At 63.6% G+C, this 13,657-nt stretch carries 12 protein-coding genes; all 12 read left to right on the top strand.

Features of this window, described 5'->3' with window-relative positions; genetic code table 11:
• Positions 1-344 precede the first annotated feature (344 nt).
• Genes trbB through AC1HIL_RS41625 form a run of 12 tightly spaced genes read left to right on the top strand, consistent with a single transcriptional unit; the run spans position 345 to position 13,656 of the window.
• Positions 345-1,313 carry a P-type conjugative transfer ATPase TrbB gene (gene trbB / locus AC1HIL_RS41680; protein ID WP_479669698.1) on the top strand — a complete coding sequence of 323 codons (969 nt, stop codon included), beginning with the start codon at positions 345-347 and terminating at the stop codon, positions 1,311-1,313.
• Positions 1,314-1,321: 8 nt separating this feature from the next.
• Positions 1,322-1,711: a TrbC/VirB2 family protein gene (locus tag AC1HIL_RS41675; RefSeq protein WP_479669700.1), complete on the top strand. Its 390-nt coding sequence runs from the start codon at positions 1,322-1,324 to the stop codon at positions 1,709-1,711.
• Entirely contained in the window at positions 1,712-2,047 is a 336-nt protein-coding gene (locus AC1HIL_RS41670) for a conjugal transfer protein TrbD (protein ID WP_479669701.1), read from the top strand. It begins immediately after the preceding gene.
• A complete protein-coding gene (locus tag AC1HIL_RS41665) occupies positions 2,044-4,605 on the top strand; it encodes a VirB4 family type IV secretion/conjugal transfer ATPase (RefSeq protein ID WP_479672833.1) in 2,562 nt (853 codons plus the stop codon). Before AC1HIL_RS41670 ends, AC1HIL_RS41665 begins: the two co-directional genes overlap by 4 nt.
• The gene (locus AC1HIL_RS41660; RefSeq protein ID WP_479669703.1) at positions 4,602-5,333 is read left to right on the top strand and encodes a VirB8/TrbF family protein; all 732 of its coding nucleotides are present in this window, start codon (positions 4,602-4,604) and stop codon (positions 5,331-5,333) included. The genes AC1HIL_RS41665 and AC1HIL_RS41660 overlap by 4 nt, the downstream gene beginning before the upstream one ends.
• Before the next feature lie 9 nt (positions 5,334-5,342).
• The gene (trbG, locus tag AC1HIL_RS41655; RefSeq protein WP_479669704.1) at positions 5,343-6,395 is read left to right on the top strand and encodes a P-type conjugative transfer protein TrbG; all 1,053 of its coding nucleotides are present in this window, start codon (positions 5,343-5,345) and stop codon (positions 6,393-6,395) included.
• Position 6,396: 1 nt separating this feature from the next.
• On the top strand, positions 6,397-7,587 hold the full coding sequence (locus AC1HIL_RS41650; protein ID WP_479669705.1) for a TcpQ domain-containing protein: 1,191 nt from the start codon (positions 6,397-6,399) through the stop codon (positions 7,585-7,587).
• 43 nt (positions 7,588-7,630) lie between these two features.
• A complete protein-coding gene (locus tag AC1HIL_RS41645; protein WP_479669706.1) occupies positions 7,631-8,110 on the top strand; it encodes a toxin co-regulated pilus biosynthesis Q family protein in 480 nt (159 codons plus the stop codon).
• Positions 8,107-10,053, top strand: a complete 1,947-nt coding sequence (locus AC1HIL_RS41640; protein WP_479669707.1) for a hypothetical protein — start codon at positions 8,107-8,109, stop codon at positions 10,051-10,053. The genes AC1HIL_RS41645 and AC1HIL_RS41640 overlap by 4 nt, the downstream gene beginning before the upstream one ends.
• 9 nt (positions 10,054-10,062) lie before the next feature.
• Positions 10,063-11,406, top strand: a complete 1,344-nt coding sequence (locus AC1HIL_RS41635; RefSeq protein ID WP_479669708.1) for a hypothetical protein — start codon at positions 10,063-10,065, stop codon at positions 11,404-11,406.
• Positions 11,390-11,881 carry a hypothetical protein gene (locus tag AC1HIL_RS41630; RefSeq protein WP_479669709.1) on the top strand — a complete coding sequence of 164 codons (492 nt, stop codon included), beginning with the start codon at positions 11,390-11,392 and terminating at the stop codon, positions 11,879-11,881. Before AC1HIL_RS41635 ends, AC1HIL_RS41630 begins: the two co-directional genes overlap by 17 nt.
• Positions 11,881-13,656 carry a GspE/PulE family protein gene (locus tag AC1HIL_RS41625; protein ID WP_479669710.1) on the top strand — a complete coding sequence of 592 codons (1,776 nt, stop codon included), beginning with the start codon at positions 11,881-11,883 and terminating at the stop codon, positions 13,654-13,656. Before AC1HIL_RS41630 ends, AC1HIL_RS41625 begins: the two co-directional genes overlap by 1 nt.
• The last annotated feature ends 1 nt before the right edge of the window (position 13,657 follow it).

Genomic DNA, 13,657 nt, shown 5'->3' with positions numbered 1-13,657 from the left:
ACGATGAGACGCTGATGGAGCTCGATCCCGGCGTTGCCGGAAAAAGCAGTGTCCCGGAGGGATACGAGCGGGTCTCCGTGATCCTGCCGAAGTTTCAGGCCTTCCAGGTCAAGCAGTGGGCCCGGCTCGCGAAGCAGAAGACCGGCCGCTGAAGGCTTTACCAGCTCCTTGTTCAAAGCGCCCTCGGGCGCTTTTTTTTTGCCATCGCGGCCGCGTGTATTCCGGCCCACAAACACACCCTCCCCGCACACGTTTTATCGAAATCCACTGACATCCCGAAAAGATTCGATATAGTCGATGCTAGCGTGGCTTTCGCCGCGGCATCTTGTATATCGGAGGTTCGGGTGGGTGAGAGCATTGAAGAGGAGCGCCATATCTCGAAGGATCGGCTGCGGGCCAAACTGCAGCGCGATTGCGGAGAGCGCGTGCTGCGGGCGATGTTGGATCCCGCAACCGTCGAGATCGTCCTGAATCCCGACGGGAAGGTCTGGCAAGAACGCCTAGGCGAGCCCATGGCGCCGATCGGCGTCCTCAACGACTACCGGGCCATCGGCATTCTCAAGACGGTTGCGGCCTATCACGACACCACGATCACCAACCTGCGGCCACACCTCGAGTGCGAATGGCCACTGGACGGATCTCGCTTCGCCGGTCAGATCCCTCCCATCGTCAGCCAGGTGAGCTTTGCCATCCGCAAGAAGGCGGTGGCGCTCTACACGCTTGACGACTATGTGAAGCACCAAATCCTCGAAGCCCAGCAAGCAGATGCGTTGCGCGAGGCGGTGCACGGGCATCGAAACATCCTGGTGATCGGCGGCACTGGCAGCGGTAAGACCACATTCATCAATGCTCTGATCGCGGAGATGGTGAAGTTCAACTCCGTTGAGCGCTTCATCACCATGGAAGACACAGCGGAGCTGCAGTGCGCCGCGGTGAATAAGGTGCAGTACTACACGAGCCTCGATGTCGGGCTGACCTCGCTGGTCAAACTCTCACTGCGCATGAGGCCCGACCGAATTTTGGTCGGTGAGGTCCGCGACGGATCCGCCCTGGACCTGCTCGACGCATGGAACACAGGGCATCCCGGAGGAGCGGCCACCCTCCACGCCAACAACGCATTGAGCGGACTCACTCGCCTGAAGTCCCTCATCACTCGCAATCCCGCCGCGCCGTCGGAGATCGAGCCCTTGATCGCCGAGGCAGTGAACGTGGTCGTGAGCATCTCTCGGACCGCAGAGCGGGGCCGACGCGTGCAGGAAGTACTTGCCGTCGATGGCTTCGAAGCCGGTCGCTACATCACCCGCCAACTCTAGGAGCCGCCATGCGCGCAATCTCGCAATCCCAAAACGCTTTCTCCTCTTCGCGCCACCTGCTTGCGATGGTGCTTTTCGTCGCCCTGCTTTTTCTCCTCGCACCCGAAGCGCACGCGTCGGCAGGGGCGGGGGGAGGGCTTCCATATGAGGGCTGGCTCGAAAAGGTCGTCTCTTCGATCAGCGGTCCTGTCGCCTTTTCGATCTCGATGGCCGCGCTCATCGGCGCGGGCTCGGCCCTCATCTTCGGCGGGACCGAAATGAACGGCTTCCTGAAAACCCTCCTTTACCTCGTCCTCGTCTTGGCATTGATCGTCGCGGCGCGGAGCGCCCTCTCGAGCATCACCGGCACCGGCGCGACGATCGCGATGGCAGTCGAACAACCGTACTGCGAGGCCTGAATGAGCGATCCCGCGATCGAAGGGGGGAAGCTGCAGCTGACCCCGGTGCGGCGAGTCGGAAGCCGAACGAACCTCTTCATGGGCGGCGATCGTGAACTCGTGATGCTGTCTGGTTTGATGGCGGGCGCGCTGGTGTTCTCCGCGATGGAGCTGCGCGCTACCGTGGTCGGCCTCCTGCTCTGGTTCGGCGCGCTATGGGCCCTTCGCGTGATGGGCAAATCCGACCCGCGCATGCGCCATGTCTACCTGCGGCACCGGCGCTACGCGACGTACTACGCGCCGCGAGCCACGCCCTTTCGGCTGAACACCTCGGCGCAGGGGAGGCAGTACAAGTGACCACCCTATTGACCATCGTCATCGCGGTCCTGGGCATCGTACTGCTTGCCGTCCTCGTCGCCCGTGTGCATGAGGTAAACCGCGAGCGAAAGCTGTCTCATCATCGGGAGAAAGACGCCGCCTTCGCCGACTTGTTGAACTACGCCGCGGTGGTTGACGATGGTGTGATCGTCTGCAAGAACGGCGCCTTCATGGCGGCCTGGATCTACGGCGCAGAGGACAACGCCTCTGCGACACCCGACCAGCGCAACGCAGTTGCGAATCGGGTCAACAAAGCGCTCGCACGCTTGGGCAGCGGCTGGATGATTCATGTCGATGCCGTGCGTCGTGTCGCGCCGGGCTACTCTGACCGCGCGAAGTCGCATTTCGCGGACTCGGTAACCGCAGCAATCGACGAAGAACGCCGCAGGCTGTTCGAGAGCCACGGAACGATGTACGAAGGCTACTTCGTACTCACTCTGACGTTCTATCCACCGCTGCTCGCTCAGCGGAAATTCGTGGAACTAATGTTCGACGATGACGAGGCGCCGCCTGACAGAAAGGCCCGAACCATAGGCTTGATCGAAGGCTTCAAGCGCGAGCTCGTATCGATCGAGAACGAGCTCTCGGGTGGCCTGAAGCTGCAGCGCTTGAAGAGCCACTCGCTTGTGGCGGAGGACGGGACCAACATCACGCAGGACGACTTCTTGCGATGGCTGCAGTTCTGTGTGACAGGGCTGAACCACCCGATCCACCTGCCCGAAACGCCCATGTACATCGACTCGCTCATCGGCGGGCAAGAGATGTGGACCGGCGTGGTGCCGCGCATCGGAAGGCGCTACTTCCAGGTCGTGGCGATCGACGGCTTTCCTCCCCACTCCCACCCAGGCCTCCTAAGCGCGTTGGCAGAGCTACCGAGCGAGTATCGCTGGTCGACGAGATTCATCTTCATGGATCCGCATGAGGCGAAGAGTCACCTGGAAAAGTACCGCAAACGATGGAAGCAGAAGGTCCGCGGCTTCTTCGACCAGCTGTTCAACACCGGCTCCGGCATGGTCGACCAGGATGCGCTATCCATGGTTCAAGACGCAGATGACGCGATCGCAGATGTCAACAGCGGACTTATCGCGCAAGGCTACTACACGAGTGTCGTAGTCCTGAGCGACGAGGACCGCACCAGGCTCACACACTCCGCGCTGCAGATCGCGAAGGAAGTGAACAAGCTGGGCTTCACGGCGCGAATTGAAACCATCAATACCGTCGACGCGTTGCTGGGGAGCTTCCCCGGCCACGGTGTAGAGAACGTCCGCCGGCCATTGCTCAGCACGATGAACCTGGCCGAGCTCATCCCAGCGAGCACCATCTGGACAGGAGAGCCGCACGCGCCCTCGCCGTGGCTGCCTCCGCATGCTCCGCCCGTCATGTTCTGCGTGACCGTTGGGGCGACGCCATTTCGCTTGAACCTCCATGTGCGCGACGTGGGGCACACCTGCATCCTGGGACCGACCGGCTCCGGGAAGTCCACTCTGCTGGGCATGCTGGTCGCGCAGCTCCGTCGCTACGAGGGGATGCAGGTCTACATCTTCGAGAAGGGCCTGTCCATGTTTCCCCTAAGCGCGGCCATTCGCAGCGCGACGGGCGGAGCCAGTGGGCAGCATTTCGACATTGCGGGTGACGGCACAAAACTGAACTTCGCGCCGATGCGCTACCTGCTCGACGAGAGCGACCGCGCCTGGGCAATGGAGTGGGTGGACACGATGGTGGCGCTCAACGGCTTGGCCACGACGCCGGCGCAGCGCACCGAAATCGCCAAGGCTATCCAGCAGATGGCGCGTGACGGCACTCATACGCTGTCGGAGCTCGCAGGCCTGATTCAGGACAACGCGATTCGCGAAGCGCTGCAGGTCTACACGGCCGACGGCGCGATGGGAATGATGCTGGACGCCGACGACGACGGTCTCGCTCTGTCCGACTTCAGCGTGTTCGAAATCGGCGAGCTCATGCAACGAGGGGATCGCTACGCGCTGCCAGTGCTCCTCTACCTGTTCCGAAGAATCGAGCGCTCGTTGGACGGCCGTCCGACAGTGATCGTTCTTGATGAGGCCTGGCTCATGCTGGGGCACGCCGTATTCCGCGCCAAGATAAGGGACTGGCTCAAGACGCTGCGCAAGCTGAACTGCAGCGTCGTCATGGCCACGCAGAGCCTGACGGATGCCGTGGACTCGGGGATCCTCGACGTGATCCTCGAATCCACCGCGACGAAGATTTTTCTTCCAAACACATCGGCACGCGAAGCGTCGATGCGCGCCCTGTACGCCCGCATGGGCCTCAACGCCCAACAGGTGAGCATGCTGGCGGAGGCCACCCCGAAGAAGCACTACTACTACGTGTCGGAGAAGGGGCGTCGCCTCTTCGACCTGATGCTGGGTCCACTCGCGCTCTCCCTCGTCGGCCACACCGAGCCAGAGGCGATCGCCGAGGTTCGCCAGCTGGAAAAGCAGTACGGACCCGCATGGCTTGTGCATTGGCTCCGTGGACTGAAGCTCGATCTCAACGACTACTCGAGGACCACCGCATGACGTTCACGTTTTCGCGTCGGCAGCGCGCGACTGCACCCGACACCGCTCCGGCGCCACAGGCGCTTCGTGGCGAGAACCCGTACTTGAATGCTCGCCGCGAATGGAACTCGCATACCGGCAGCATCGTAACCTCGCGGCAAATGTGGCAGATCGTCGGGATTCTCTCGCTGCTGTGCGTTCTCGCAGCGATCGGCGGGCTCATCCACATCGGCTCGCAGTCCAAGTTCATTCCCTACGTGGTCGAAAAGGACAAGCTTGGCAATCTGAGCGCACCGGTAGTGCTTGAGCGCGCCGGCAACGTCGACCCGCGCGTCATCGAAGCCACTGTGCGGACTTTCATCGAGGACGCACGAATGGTCACGCCCGATGTTGCACTCCAGAGGAAGGCCATCTTTCGTGTCTTCGCCCATCTCAACCCCGGAGACGCGGCCACGGGAAAGATGAATGACTGGTACAGCGCCTCACCGCTGACCAGCCCTTTCAAACGCGCCGAGACCTCGAGCGTCTCTGTCGAAATCGTCTCCACCCTGCCGCAGACGCCTACGACGTGGCAGGTCGACTGGAACGAAACGACACGCGATCTCGCCGGCGTTTCCAAGGCGCAGCCAATTCGGATGCGCGCTCTCGTCACGGTCTACACGGTGCCGCTGGCCGCCGGCAAGCAGCCGCCCGAACTCAACGGGTTGCTGATCTACGTCCGCGACTTCTCCTGGTCCAAGCAACAGTAAGGCTCGGCAATGACTTCTCTCAGACTTGTCGCGAGCGCGTTGGCGCTCCTCCCCTGCATGACCATGGCGGCCGCGCCACCCGCGGACTTGCTGCCGCCAATGCCGCCGACAGCACCGCTGGCACAGCCAACGGCGAGCGATCCACTGGCGGTGAAGGTCGCGCCGCGGCGTCACGTGCTGGCCGAGACCGGGCGCCCTTCAGGCCCTCCGAAGGCTGCTGCGAAAGGAGCTGGATCGGATCTCGCGGCGGAGCAGTTTTTCCAGAACCCGAACCCCGCCCTCTCGGAGCGCGAGCAAGCGGCGCTGAGCATCGCGAAGCGCTGGCAAGAGGGCGGCTCGGTAGGAACCATGCCGATGGCGGGGCAGGGCGGGGCGATTCGATTCGTCTACGGCGCGAGCCAGCCGAGCGTCGTTTGCGCCGTGCTCCAGGTCTGCGACGTGGAGCTTCAGCCAGGCGAACAGGTCAACTCGCTGCAAATCGGCGACTCGGAGCGGTGGTCGGTGGATCCCGCCGTTTCGGGTACCGCTCCCAACGAAGTCCAACATCTGATCATCAAGCCGCAGGACGTTGGGCTCGAGACCTCGCTCGTCGTGGCCACCAACCGGCGCACCTATCACATCCGGCTGCGCTCGCATCGAACCGACTTCATGCCGCGGGTTGCGTTCTCGTACCCCGAAGACGCTACGGCGAAGTGGGAGGCACTGAAGGCGCGAGAGACGAAGGAGAGGACAGCTGCGACGATTCCCTCCACCGGGGAATACCTTGGCGATCTGAGCTTCGAGTATCAGGTCACCGGTAGTGCTTCCTGGAAGCCCGTGCGCGTCTACAACGACGGCCGCAAGACCATCCTGCAGATGCCGCGCGAGATGGCCCAAACGGAAGCACCTACCTTGCTCGTGATCCGCAAGGAGGGCGGTCTGTTCACCGATGACGAGACCGTCATGGTGAACTACAGGGTTCAAGGCAATCGGTACATCGTTGACGCGGTGTTCGACAAGGCGATCATGATCGCCGGCGTAGGGTCGGGGCAGGACCGTGTGACCATTCAGCGGGGGCGCTGAAATGACGCACCCAATCCCCTTGAGCCGTGTGTGCAAGGCCACTGCCCTCGCGCTGGCGGTGCTGATCACCGGCTGCGTCGCAACACCCACGACCCCTATCCGCACGCCGAGCTTTGCTGAAGTCACTGGCGAGACGGCAAGTAAGCTGGTCGACGAGGCCATGGATGCGCTCGTTGCCCTGTATCCACCGGCAAGCACCGAGGTGAACCTGTGGAATGCGGCGCCGGCTCCGAGCGACGCTGGTACCGCCTTCGGCGCCCTCTTGTCGCGTGAACTACGCCACGCGGGGTATGCGATGGTCGTGTCACCCTCGGTCGATGCATCGCGTAGCACTGCCGGCGCGATCGACCTCGCTTATGTGGTGGACCAGCCAGCGCCAGGCCTCTATCGAATGCAGCTGACCTACGGGGGTCAGACACTCACCAGGGCCTTCGTTGCCAAGGGTGCCGAGGTAATGCCCGCCGGTGCTTGGACGCGGCGGATGCCCGATGGATCGCCGCCGCCGCAAGCCTTCGCTCCGAACAAGACCTGGCGTCAGCAACGCTTGCAGGAACCGGCGGAGGCTCTCGTGGCGGCGCCCGCTGTACCCAGCGCACGCGCGGGCGCAGGAAAGGAGGCCATCGCTTCGAGCAACGCCACGCAGGGCACGCCGGCCGCCGCGGTCGAGGCGTCTGCGCAGCCGGTGAGCGCAGCACAGACCAGCAGCGCTGCGTCCCAGGCCGCCGCGGAACTCGCGGCGGTGAAGGCGCGAATGGACGCACTCGCTGGCGAATTGGAGCGCGTGAAGGCGACTGCTCATTCAGTTCCCGCAGCTGCGCCGTCTACGCCATATACGCCGCAGGGCGAGATGAACCAACCTGCGTCGAGTGTGGCCACGGCACCAGGTGCCGCGTCGAAGCCAGCCAGTGAAGCGAGCGCCCAAGAGATCGATACCTGGGACATCGCCAACACGTCGCTCCGCGAAACCCTTCAACGATGGACGTCCCGTAGTGGCGTGAAGCTGCAATGGGACTCGCAAGCCGATGTCGACATGGGCGCGGCGATGCGGGGCACCACGTTCAAAGGTTCCCTCAAGGAAGCGATCGGCGCCCTCGCGCAGCGACTGGGCGACGTTGGGAGCTCGCCGATCGGCATCCGCTTCACCGACAAGGGGGCAGTGCTCAGGGTCTACGACCTGGAAGCGTCCTCGTGACCACTTCAAGTTTCTTCAACCAATCCAACGCGCGGAGAGTCCGATGAGCACCTCACCTTCCCACAAATTCAAGCTTTCAGCACTGTTGCTGCTGTGCTGCGGGAGCGCTCTCGCGCTCCCGCCGGCCAAGCCGTCGACTGCGCCGTCGACGCAAGAAGAGCCCGACTTCGTCATCGGTAGCTCTTCCAAAGCGATGGCACTCGGTGCGAAGGGCCGGGCCAAAGCCGTCGAGGCCGGAACGAGCGCTCGATGGAGCGTGGAAACCAAGGACGTAAATCTCGCAAACACGTTCCAGCGGTGGGCGGCTCAGGCGGGTTGGAAGGTCCGCTGGGACGCAGGCAAGCACGTGATGGTCGAGGCGCCCGACACGTTCACAGGCACCTTCGAAGAAGCCGTCGCGGCACAGCTCGCTTCGCCGGGCATTGCTCTCAGCGCGTACCCCCTCGAGGTCTGCTTCTACCCCAACGTCCCTCCGCTCGCGCGCGTCACGCGCAAGGGCGACCAACTGCAGGAGTGCCAATGATCCCCACGCTTTTCCCCATGCACGCAATGCGCTGCAACGAAGCAGCTCAGCTCACGCGCACCAATGGCGTACTGACGCCACGCGCCGCCATGCGTCAGCACGTTCAACGCGCGATTGCCCTTCTCGTCGTTGCCAGCCTTCTCGCTGGGTGCGCGCCTTCGGGCCAGCTGCTGCGCGAAGGCAAGCAGGTGCGCGATCAGGCCGCGGCCGTGAACCAAGGTACGCGCCAGGCGCCCATGGGCTTCGACGACTCGACGCTCGGCACGCCGGCGAATGCAGACACCAGGGCGGCCTATGCTCGTTCGATGCCGGTCGCACGAAAGGCCAGCAAGGCATGGATCGGGGCACGAATGATGACGGTGCAGAGCGACGAAGTTCTGCCGCCGATTTTTTCGGACACGTTCCGGATGAACTTCGACGATCGCGCCAACGGTGGTCGGGTATCAATCGCGGTGATCGCGGAACGCGTGAGTCGGATGACGAACGTCCCGGTGCGCGTGAAAGCTGATGTCTACGCGGCGCTGCCTGGCGTAAGCGGGCAGGCCGGCGATGCTCCCGCGGCGCAACCGCTCGGCATTGCTCCCCTAGTTGGGGCCCCGCTGCCATCGCCCGTGCCGCTCCCCGGCGGCAAGCCGCCGCTGCCCATGGTGGGCGCATCGCCGCTGACTCCTTCCGCCGTCACTGGCGCTCCTGTTTCGGCGGCACCCGGAACGAATCCGTTCGCACCCACATTCCGTCAACCGGTCACCGATGTGAACTCGGTGGACATGCAGTGGAACGGATCGCTCGCGTCTTTCCTCGACCACGTCACGGGGCGTTTGAATCTGTCCTGGTCCTACCGGGACGGCGTCGTGGTGATCGAGCGCTACATCACCGAGAACTTCGAACTTTCAGCATTCGTGGGCAGCCAGGACTTCAAGATGACGATCGGCTCGACGTCCACGGGACAGGCCGGATCGGAGGGGAACACCGGCGGCGCGAGCACGGCCATGGACGTCAATGAAAGCGGTCGGATTGCCATCCTCGAATCACTTCGCAAGTCCATCGAGGCGATGGTCAAGCCGGTCGGTGGCGACGTCCTGCTGAGCGAAGGCTCGGGGCGCTTCACCGTGACCGCCACCCGAGACGTGATGGGCAGGGTTCGCGAAGTCTTGAAGCAGGAAGACGCGTCGATGATGCGTCAGGCCCACATCCAGTTCGACATCTACTCGGTGACGACGGCGAACGCCGATGAACGCGGGGTCGACTGGGACCTCGTCATCAACAACGCCGCAAAAAGCTGGGGGGCGACGCTCAAGTCGCCCACATCACTCGCCGGCAATCTCACCGGCGGTGTCGGCTACTCGATCCTCGCGCCTCAGCCTGGGCAGACGGGGACGTATTCGCAGCAGCGCTTCGGTGGCAGTAGAGCCATGCTGCAGCTGCTACACGAGATTAGCAACACTGCCCAGTACCGCCCCGTCAGCATGATCGCCTTGAATCGCCAGTGGGCCCGCAAGACGAACCTGAAGAGCGACGGCTATCTCTCCGAGACCACGCCCGCGACCGCGTCGTCGGTCGGATCGGGCGCGCCTGGTCTTAAGACGTCCAGCATTGTCACGGGCGACAAGATCATGGTTCAGCCGGCGATCCTCGACAACGGAGCGATCTTGCTCAAGTTCGGGATCTCCCTCACTGAACTGCTCAGCATGTTCGAGGTCACGGCCGGCTCCGGACCGACGTTCCAGCGCGTCCAAGTCCCCGTCACCTCGGGCACCGACGACCAGACAACCGTGCGCCTCAACCCTGGCGAAATCATGGTGGTGACAGGGCTTTCGCGTCGCCTGGCCAAGGGAAGTACCCGAACCCTCGGGGAGAGCGTTCCCGTTGCAGCAGGAGGCAGTCTCACCGCCAACTATCAGCGCGAAGACTTCCTGATCGTCGTGCGTGCGGTCCAGCTCTGAGCGTCGCGCATGGCAACAACTGTTCTGAAATGGGACCCGGACGCGAAGATCCGCTTCGCGGCCGGGCTCGATTGGAATCTGCTCCCGGCAAGAGCGAAGCGCGCCGGGATATCCGCGGAGGTTCGCCTCAAAGCGCGGGCCGTCACAGCACGGCAATACGTGACGGTCACTGCGTCGCGGTCCGAACCGACGAAGGACGGGGAGAAGGAGCAGGGGGTGAGCCGGACTGCCGCGGGCTTCGTCATGCTCAGCGACGGCAGCAAGCTCAAGGCCGGCCACCACTCGCTCGCCGCAGCATTCGCCGGATGGGCGCATCAGCATCCCGACGCTGTGCTCTGTGTAAGGGCAGGTGAGAAGCAGTGGGCCGTCGTGGTCGTCGCCGGCGGCCTCCCCGTGGTCGACAAGGTTGTCAAGAGCGTGGAGGAGGCATTCGCCCTTGTCAGCCCGTACACCGAGGCTGAGTCGACATCGGTCTTCAGTGACGACGCGAGGACATTCCCTCGCACACAGCAGGAGAGCAACCTGCTGCACGACATCAGCACCTGGGCCAACAAGACCACCGCGATTCGCACAGTACCGGTCGACCTCGCGCTCATGGCGGGCCTGGCTGCGGCCCTCGTAGTCGGGGTGGGCGGCTTTCAGTACTGGCAGCAATGGAAGGCCGAAAAGGAGCGCGAGGAGCTCCTCGCGCGCCAACGGGCCGAGGATCCCGTTCCGAAGTACTTGAGCGCACTGGCCGCTGCACGTCAATCTGTGGGACTGCGCCGAGAAAGCGTGGCCTCAGGCCTCGAGTTCGCGAAGCAAATTCCGTTGACGCCAGAGGGTTGGGAAGCGTTAAGGGTCGGCTGCACCTTCGACGGCGGATGCGAAGTCGTGTACCGCCGTACGACTGGCACCTACGCTGGACTGGTTAAGGCAGTGAGCCAGCTGCAGCTCAAACCCTCCGAAGGCGTGGATCTGAACGAGGCCCGCATGGGTTGGACCCAGGCTCGGGAGATCGAGTCGCTCGACCCGGCCATTGCACTGCCGCCAATGACCAGCTTCATCCAAGGGCCCGAGGCCTCAAAGCTACAGGATTGGCTCGTGGCGGGCCTGACTCTGCAGCTGGCGCCCCAGCAGCTCTGGCCGCGCGCCGACGGCGTACCCGACGGATTCCGCCACCCCGAGGCGCTTGGCATTGGGCGCTTCGACGTCGACGGCATCGCGCTGCCTCAGGTTGCCGAAACCATCAAGAGCGCGCCGAGCAACGTCGTCTGGGTCGCCTGGAGCGTCGAGCTCGGCGACGCGAAGCAGGAGCCGCTTTCCCGTGCCAAGGCACGTCTCTATGGGAACTACTATGTCAAGTACAACTAGTCGCCTTGCGGCTGTCGCCGTCCTCGTCCTGCTGGGTGCAGTTCATGTATCGACCACGCACGCACAGACACTGGGCGAACTCGCCGAAGCACAACGGGCGAAGCAGCAAACGGAGCTGCTGCGTCAGCAGCGCGAGCTCGCAGAAGCCGAAGCAGCTGCAAACGGCAAGCAGAGCAGAGCCGACACCCCGAAAGTAGATCCGGCCGAGGCCGCAGCGGCTGCGAAGAAGGCCCAGCTCGCGGCACGCCCGAAGATCATCCTGCATGCGCTCTATGCGCGAGGCGGCGCATGGGTCGCCGAGCTCGCATCGGGACAAGGCCTCGCGCTCGCCCTGACCGGTATGGAGATCTACGGGCACCGCGTGGTGGGCGTCGACCAACGGGGCCTGGTCCTCTCGAAGCCCTGTGGCGCAGCAGACGTTCGCGCACGGCGCGCGTGCGGGCAGCGGATCCTCGTTCTCGGCGAGGCAATCTAGTGCTTCGGGATGCCTTTTTCCGTGGACGCGGTGCAGAGACTCGCATTCCGGCGGGTGCTGCGCCGCGTGCGGCCGCGCCGGCGAAGGCACCTCCACCCGTTGTCGCGACGCCATTCGCCGATCCCATTGCTGCTAGAGATGACGACGGCCCGATCACCTCGTTCGCCGACATTCCGAAGTACCAGCGGGTCCTGTCGGGCGGCGAGGATCCCCTTGTGCGTCTGAACCCAGGGGAAAGGGCGCAGCTCGCGGTCGTCGAAGTGGGAGGCGGCAGCGCACTCTTGATCCATTGTGATCGAGCGGACGCCGACCAGAGCCTGGTGGCAGCAACGCGAGGCACCCTGGCCACCGCGGGCTATGCGGTGCGTATCCGTCCGGCGCCTCGAGCGCTCATCAAGGAGCTGTACGAGGCACTCGAGCGATCGGACATGCAGCATGGAAAGCGCCGCGTCGGAAACCGATACATCGACGAGGCAAAGAGCTGGTTCCTCTACGGCGTCGAGAACCGTGCCACCGATGTCCACCTCGAGACGCGAGGGTCAGCAGGGGTCGTTCGGTTCCGAATCGATGGAGAGCTCGAGCGCATGCGCTCTAGCAACAAGGGGGAGTACCCGGCGCCGTTCTTGATCGACTGCATGGCTGCGCTCTACAACAACGCGCAGCAGGCGAAGTCGGGAAATCGATCGTCCTTTCTGAAGGAGGAAAACCTTTCCTGCATGGTGCCCGTGAACGACATCCCGGGCCACAACCTCAAGCTCCGGTATCAGTCTCTGAAGGGCAACGACGGGCCGAAAGCCATCCTTCGAATCCTGCACGTCGGCGAGGACAAGCCAACCTTGGGCTACCCCGCGCTCGGCTACGCGCCATCGCAGGTGCAGATCTGGAAGGAGGTCGAGGAAAGCTCCTCGGGTCTCGTGATCCTCTCCGGCGTGACAGGGTCGGGCAAGACGACCACGATGAAGTCGTTCATCGAGTTGAACCCCCTCAGCGCGATCCGAAACATTCTCACGCTCGAAGACCCGATCGAGTATCCGATTCGCTTCGCGCACCAGGTGCACTTCCAACGCGACCTCAGCGACCCTGCGGCATCGCGCCGAGCATTGGCAGATGCACTTGGCTCCTTCATGCGGGCCGACCCGGATGTGGTGGCCATCGGAGAAGTCCGCGATCGCATCAGTTCATTGGCGGCGCAGCAAATCGCCGAGTCGGGGCACATGGCGATGGGGACGCTGCACGCCCATCTGCTTTCCGGCATGGTTCCCCGGCTGGTCAACGAAGAGATCGGCATGAGCAGATCGGTGCTGGCCGCGCCCAAGATGATCTCACTGCTTGTCTACCAGGCACTGGTCCCAGTCCTGTGTCCGCACTGCGCGCAGACCTCCCATGAGGTCGAGCGAGACTTCTCCGTCCAAACGATCCTTGACTCCATCCAGGAGCTTGGCCTTGACCCGGGCTTGCTGCGGTGGAAACGCCCGGACGGGTGCCGTCACTGTCACGGCCGGGGCACGGTGGGCCAGTCCGTCGTCGCGGAGATGTTTGTCCCGGATGACGACTGGCTGCGTGCGATTCGCGAGAACCGTGACGACGATGCGGAGGAGGTCTACCGCTCCTATTCGAACCGCGACCTCATGCATCCGGACATGACGGGAAAAACCGTGTTCGAGCACACGCTGTTCAAGGCCCTGCAGGGGCATGTTGATCCCCGTCGATGCACCACCTTCGATACATGGCCCCGCTACATGCGTCGGCATCGCAAGCTCGTTTCCAAAGGATAGG

It is taken from the genome of Variovorax sp. ISS6 (assembly GCF_056523145.1).
Note: the sequence above shows the minus strand (reverse complement) of the source record. Positions and strands in the feature narration are given on the sequence as shown.

Coding starts and splice junctions, on each gene's coding strand:
- AC1HIL_RS41630 (WP_479669709.1), top strand. CDS start 11,390: ATGTCAAGTACAACTAGTCGCCTTGCGGCTGTCGCCGTCCTCGTCCTG.
- AC1HIL_RS41635 (WP_479669708.1), top strand. CDS start 10,063: ATGGCAACAACTGTTCTGAAATGGGACCCGGACGCGAAGATCCGCTTC.
- AC1HIL_RS41640 (WP_479669707.1), top strand. CDS start 8,107: ATGATCCCCACGCTTTTCCCCATGCACGCAATGCGCTGCAACGAAGCA.
- AC1HIL_RS41645 (WP_479669706.1), top strand. CDS start 7,631: ATGAGCACCTCACCTTCCCACAAATTCAAGCTTTCAGCACTGTTGCTG.
- AC1HIL_RS41660 (WP_479669703.1), top strand. CDS start 4,602: ATGACGTTCACGTTTTCGCGTCGGCAGCGCGCGACTGCACCCGACACC.
- AC1HIL_RS41670 (WP_479669701.1), top strand. CDS start 1,712: ATGAGCGATCCCGCGATCGAAGGGGGGAAGCTGCAGCTGACCCCGGTG.
- trbG (WP_479669704.1), top strand. CDS start 5,343: ATGACTTCTCTCAGACTTGTCGCGAGCGCGTTGGCGCTCCTCCCCTGC.
- AC1HIL_RS41675 (WP_479669700.1), top strand. CDS start 1,322: ATGCGCGCAATCTCGCAATCCCAAAACGCTTTCTCCTCTTCGCGCCAC.
- AC1HIL_RS41650 (WP_479669705.1), top strand. CDS start 6,397: ATGACGCACCCAATCCCCTTGAGCCGTGTGTGCAAGGCCACTGCCCTC.